We start from the raw sequence: 5,542 nt of genomic DNA, 5'->3' as shown, positions 1-5,542 counted from the left end.
CAGCACCTTGCTTATTGTTTAACGGGGCGCGTAAGCTCACCACTGCGCTATCATTTTCACCTTCGGTAATCACCAAATGAGCAAGCGAGCTAGTTTGATTAGCGAGCTGATTGCTTAGTACCCCGCTCACTCGCCGCGCCCACGCTTGATTAGGCAATACAATAACCTTTACTGATTGAGACTGATAATAGGGTTTGATGCTAGACGCCAAAGCCATATCCCCTTCATAGGCGAGTTTTAGCTGGTGATAAACTGAACCTTTATCCGTAATCAATTCAAAAGGAGAATGATAAGCTAATAAGCGTTTAAACAAGTCCGCTGGGGCGAAATGCAAATCGGCTAACTGAGGACCATAGCCGTTATAGTTTACCAAAGTGCCAAGCTCTCTAAGTTGCTGAGCTTGCTCAGCACTAAGCCCAGCTTGTTGGGCCAGCTCATCGGCTTTTGCCACTAAATTATCCCCATAAGCAGCGGCTATCGCCCAATGGTGATAGCGCCCCTCTAGATGCTGGTCTACCAATAAAGCAGTGCACACATCGGACGCGGTATCGATACTCGCCTGTAAGTTTGCATGCTGGGGAATATCACCGGCTTGATGATGGTCGAAATATTCAACATGAGCGCCACATTCTAAGGCTCGCTGCAAGCCGGAGATATTTTTTAGCATGGAGATATCTAACACGGTAATACAGTCTTGGGCTTGATATTCCAAGTTGTTCATTAATTGATTATCGCGCTTCACTCCAGTAACTAGCAGGCTTTCGCGTGGCTGCGCTAAACGTAATTGCAGCAAGGATAAAATACCGTCAGCATCACCATTAAAAATATCGATATAGCGCATTTAACTTCTCATCTTTACAGGGTAGCCAACTAAACTGAAGCCTTAACAAGGCCTGCGTCAACCAAGGCCTGAACAATATACTCAGCACACTGTTCAACGCTTTTGCCTGCCGTTTGCAAGTGAATGTCTGCATTTTCTGGCGCTTCATAGGCAGAGCTGATTCCGGTAAAGTTTTTGATCTCGCCGTTACGCGCCTTTTTATAAAGACCTTTAGGATCGCGCTGTTCACACACATCTAAGGGCGTGTCGATATACACCTCAAAAAACTGCCCCGGCTCAAGCTGATTACGCACCAAACTACGGTCGTCTTTAAAGGGAGAAATAAACGCGGTGGACACAACCAGACCAGCATCAACAAATAACTTGGCCACTTCACCAATACGGCGAATATTTTCTACTCTATCACCGTCAGAAAAACCTAGGTCGCCGTTCAAGCCATGGCGAACATTGTCACCGTCTAGTACGTAACTGTGTACTCCTTGCTGATATAGTAAGTAGTCAACCGCATTGGCAATAGTCGATTTTCCTGAGCCACTCAAACCGGTAAACCACAATACGCAAGGCTTATGGCCTTTCTTCGCCACGCGAGCCTCATGAGTCACACTATGATTGTGCCACACTACATTTTCACTTTTCTTGTCCATGTTGTTCCTACTTCATTTCATCCAATACATGTTTACTAAAGGGGGAATATTAGGGGGACTAACGTTAACACCACAATAGCGTAGACGATGGCTACAGGTAAGCCCAGTTTTACAAAATCACTTAAGTTATAGCGCCCGGCGTTGTACACCATTAAGTTGGTTTGATAACCATAGGGGCTAACAAAGCTGGCACTGGCAGCGAAGGCCACCGTCATCACAAAGCTCATTGGATTCACTCCTAAAGCATTTGCTAAGCCATAGGCCAGCGGGAACATCAGTGCGGCGGCCGCATTGTTGGTCACTAACTCGGTGAATATCCATGTCAGTAAGTAGATACTTACTAAGCCCACTATCGCCCATTGCCCGCTTAAATTGCCGTTGACTAACTTGGCGATAAGCTCAACCAAGCCGGCATTGTGCATCGCTTGGGATAAAGCTAAAGCCGACGCAACAATTAACCAGATTTCTTTGGGAAAACGTCTTACGATTTCCCCCGGACTTAAGCAACGAAAGAACAACAACCCGCCCAATAATAATACCGTGGCTTTAAATAAGCTGATTAAACCTAATGCAGCCGCGCCAACGGCAATAATGAATCCGCCAATCGCGATCCGCTCAGCCATGCCGCTTAAACGCGTATCGGGTTCAACACCGCTCACCAAAATAAAGTTTTTACTTAAGTTGCTTCTGGATTTGAAATCACTGCCCACAGCTAGCACCAAAAAGTCACCCGCTTGTAAGTTCACCTCACCTAATTTACCGGAGACGCGTTCACCATCACGTTTAATCGCCACCACTGCGGCATCGAAGCGAGCTCGAAAACCAGCATCTTTTAGGCTTTTGCCAACCAGCATGCTTTCTGGGCGAATCACCACCTCGGTAAGGTTAGACCCTAGCAGACCATTTGAATCGGCGAAGGTTTGCAAACCGGAAAACTGATTTAACTGCATGACTTTAGTGACATCGCCACTAAAAATGAGCCGGTCACTTTGCTGCAACACTTCACTAGGAGCTACCGGACTAATCAACTTACCGTCACGAACAATCTCAGCTAAAAACAAGGACTCCAAATGACGCAAGCCGTTTTCTTCCACACTTCTTCCAATTAAGGTGGAATCGGCCTGAATTTTCGCGTCAATAAAATAGTCTTGATACTGATTTTCTTCGCGAGCGTGATCAGGCAAAAACCGGCAAAAACAGGCCATGGTTAGGCCACATAATACCACCGCTACCAGGCCTATCAGGGTGAAGTCAAAGAAACCTAAGCTTTGCCCAGTATGCTCCAACAATAAACTGTTTACGATAAGGTTGGTGGATGTGCCAATTAAGGTGAGCGTTCCCCCCAATATTGCCGCATAAGACAGGGGTAATAATAAACGGCTGGCGCTGTGATACGGATTATTGCGGATCGGCGCTAACAAGGTGGCCACCACCGCAGTGTTATTTAACGCCGCCGAAGACAACACCGTAAATGAAAATAAGCGCAGTCCAGTTGAGCGGAGCGAGGGCTTAATAATTGATGCCGCTAATAAACGTAGAATACGGGTTTTTTCTAGAGCAATAGAACACAGCATTAGCAATACCAAGGTCATCAAACCTTGGTTAGAAACACTGGCTAATAGTTGTTCTGTACTGACTAAATCAAGCACATACAATAGCAATACCACCGCGCCAAATACCTTAGCGGGTACTTGTTGATAGCGAATGAGACACGCTATGGTGCCAACAAATATTGTCAGCACCAGTATGGCTTGAATAGTCATTACTTCAGTAGTTCGCTCAAGTCTTTAGCTTCCCAATGCGGGAAGTGCTTACGCACTAACGCATTGAGCTCAAGTTCAAATGCAGAGAACTCGTGCTGGGTTGTTTCATCCACACTCCCTTTGGCCTTGATCACCCCCGCTCCTACAGTAACGTTGGAAATTCGGTCAATGATAATGAACGAGCCCGTACCCTTGGCTTTTTCATAGGCATCAAAGGCCATCTGCTGACTGAACTGCACTTGGCACAGGCCAATTTCGTTCAGGCCTAGACGCACCGCTTCTTGTTCTTCAAGGGTATTCACATCAATCTGATGTTCAATTTTCGCAATAGAGCCCGAAGTGGTTTTAGCCGCCAATTTAAAGTCATATTGCTTGTGAGCAATCATCGGCTCTTCTGCCATCCAAACAATGATCGCTTCTGCGCTATTGGCTACCCAGGGTTGGTTATTGCTATGAACCAACATATTGCCGCGGCTAGCATCAATTTCATCTTCTAGGGTTAAGGTAACCGCCATTGGCGCGTAGGCTTCTTCCAACTCACCATCAAAAGTGACAATGCTTTTCACTTTGGAGGTTTTTCCCGATGGCAATGAAGTGACTTCGTCGCCTTTGCGCACCACACCCGAGCTAATGGTTCCGCAGAAACCACGGAAATCTAGATTAGGGCGATTTACATACTGAACAGGGAAGCGAAAATCATCAAAATTTTGCCCAGCGCTAATTGGCGCACTTTCCAACATGCCCATTAAGGTTTCGCCATGATACCAACCACTTTGTTGGCTGCGTTCCACCACGTTATCGCCATTTAGCGCCGAGATAGGCACAAACTTAATGCTGTCAATATTGAGTTTCTTAGCAAACTTTTGATAGTCGGCTTTAATTTCCTCAAAACGTTGCTCAGAAAAATCGACTAAATCCATTTTATTAACGGCAACAATCACTTGCTTAATACCAAGCGTTGAAACAATGAAGCTGTGACGACGAGTTTGCACCTGCACCCCATATCGGGCATCAATCATTACAATCGCTAAATCACAGTTAGAGGCACCGGTAGCCATGTTACGAGTGTATTGTTCATGCCCTGGGGTATCGGCAATAATAAACTTACGCTTTTCAGTTGAAAAATAACGGTAAGCGACATCAATGGTAATGCCTTGCTCGCGCTCCGATTGTAAGCCGTCAACCAACAGCGCTAGGTCAAATTCGCCATCGGTAGTATTGAAACGTTTCGAATCGTTTTTAATGCTGGCCAATTGATCTTCAAAAATCATTTTTGAATCATGTAATAAACGGCCTATCAGGGTACTTTTCCCGTCATCAACACTGCCACAGGTGAGTAAACGTAACAGCTGTTTTTGTTCGTGCTGATGTAAGTATTCTTCGATATCTGAAGCAATCAATGTAGATTGGTGAGACATTGTTTCCTCTCTTGCTGGTGTTTAACCAGACTCTAAATTCTGTTTTAACTAAACCAAACTATTTGGGTGAAAATGGTGACTATGTTTGTACTGCTAAAAAATGCTTAGAAGTAACCTTCCATTTTCTTCTTCTCCATCGAGCCAGCGCTATCATGATCAATCACCCTACCTTGACGCTCCGAGGTTTTAGTTAACAGCATTTCTTGAATCACCTCAGGCAAGGTAGTGGCTTCAGACTCCACCGCGCCAGTGAGTGGATAACAGCCCAGAGTGCGGAAACGCACCATCTTATGCTGGATCTCGCCCTCTTCTACTGGCATACGCTCGTCATCCACCATGATTAAGGTGCCATCACGTTCAACCACCGGGCGAACCTTAGATAAGTACAGTGGAACAATGTCGATATTTTCGAGGTAGATATATTGCCAGATATCCAGTTCGGTCCAGTTTGATAGAGGGAATACTCGAATGCTTTCGCCCTTGTTGACCTTAGAGTTATAAGTATTCCACAACTCGGGACGTTGAGATTTAGGATCCCAACGGTGGTTCTTATCGCGGAAAGAGTACACTCGCTCTTTAGCCCGAGACTTCTCTTCGTCGCGGCGCGCACCGCCAAAGGCAGCATCAAACTGGTATTTATTTAAGGCTTGTTTCAAAGCTTGGGTTTTCATCACATCGGTATGTACTGCACTGCCGTGAGTGAAAGGACCGATGCCCATTTCCAAACCTTCAGGATTCTTATGAACTAACAGCTCAAAGCCGTATTTCTCTGCCATACGATCACGAAACTGGATCATTTCCTTAAATTTCCAGTCAGTGTCTACATGTAACAAGGGGAAAGGAATTTTTCCTGGATAAAAAGCCTTGCGCGCTAAA

General features: G+C 45.5%; 5 protein-coding genes. All 5 read right to left on the bottom strand.

The genetic code is table 11. The features are described from left to right. Positions 1-841: DHH family phosphoesterase (locus ACQY6Q_RS02595; RefSeq protein ID WP_427977522.1), on the bottom strand; the 841-nt coding region annotated here is incomplete at its 3' end. A gap of 29 nt (positions 842-870) precedes the next feature. Next, entirely contained in the window at positions 871-1,485 is a 615-nt protein-coding gene (gene cysC, locus ACQY6Q_RS02590; RefSeq protein ID WP_427977519.1) for an adenylyl-sulfate kinase, read from the bottom strand. A 35-nt stretch (positions 1,486-1,520) separates the two neighbouring features. Beyond that, on the bottom strand, positions 1,521-3,248 hold the full coding sequence (locus ACQY6Q_RS02585) for an SLC13 family permease (protein ID WP_427977516.1): 1,728 nt from the start codon (positions 3,246-3,248) through the stop codon (positions 1,521-1,523). Beyond that, entirely contained in the window at positions 3,248-4,666 is a 1,419-nt protein-coding gene (gene cysN / locus ACQY6Q_RS02580; protein WP_427977514.1) for a sulfate adenylyltransferase subunit CysN, read from the bottom strand. Before cysN ends, ACQY6Q_RS02585 begins: the two co-directional genes overlap by 1 nt. Before the next feature lie 104 nt (positions 4,667-4,770). Then, on the bottom strand, positions 4,771-5,542 hold a 772-nt coding region (cysD, locus tag ACQY6Q_RS02575; protein WP_427977511.1), incomplete at its 5' end, for a sulfate adenylyltransferase subunit CysD.

This window comes from Agarivorans sp. (genome assembly GCF_050295395.1).
GTDB lineage: Bacteria > Pseudomonadota > Gammaproteobacteria > Enterobacterales > Celerinatantimonadaceae > Agarivorans.
Note: the sequence above shows the minus strand (reverse complement) of the source record. Positions and strands in the feature narration are given on the sequence as shown.

Excerpts from the sequence above, each read along its gene's own strand:
- cysC (WP_427977519.1), bottom strand. The coding sequence starts at position 1,485 with ATGGACAAGAAAAGTGAAAATGTAGTGTGGCACAATCATAGTGTGACT.
- ACQY6Q_RS02585 (WP_427977516.1), bottom strand. The coding sequence starts at position 3,248 with ATGACTATTCAAGCCATACTGGTGCTGACAATATTTGTTGGCACCATA.
- cysN (WP_427977514.1), bottom strand. The coding sequence starts at position 4,666 with ATGTCTCACCAATCTACATTGATTGCTTCAGATATCGAAGAATACTTA.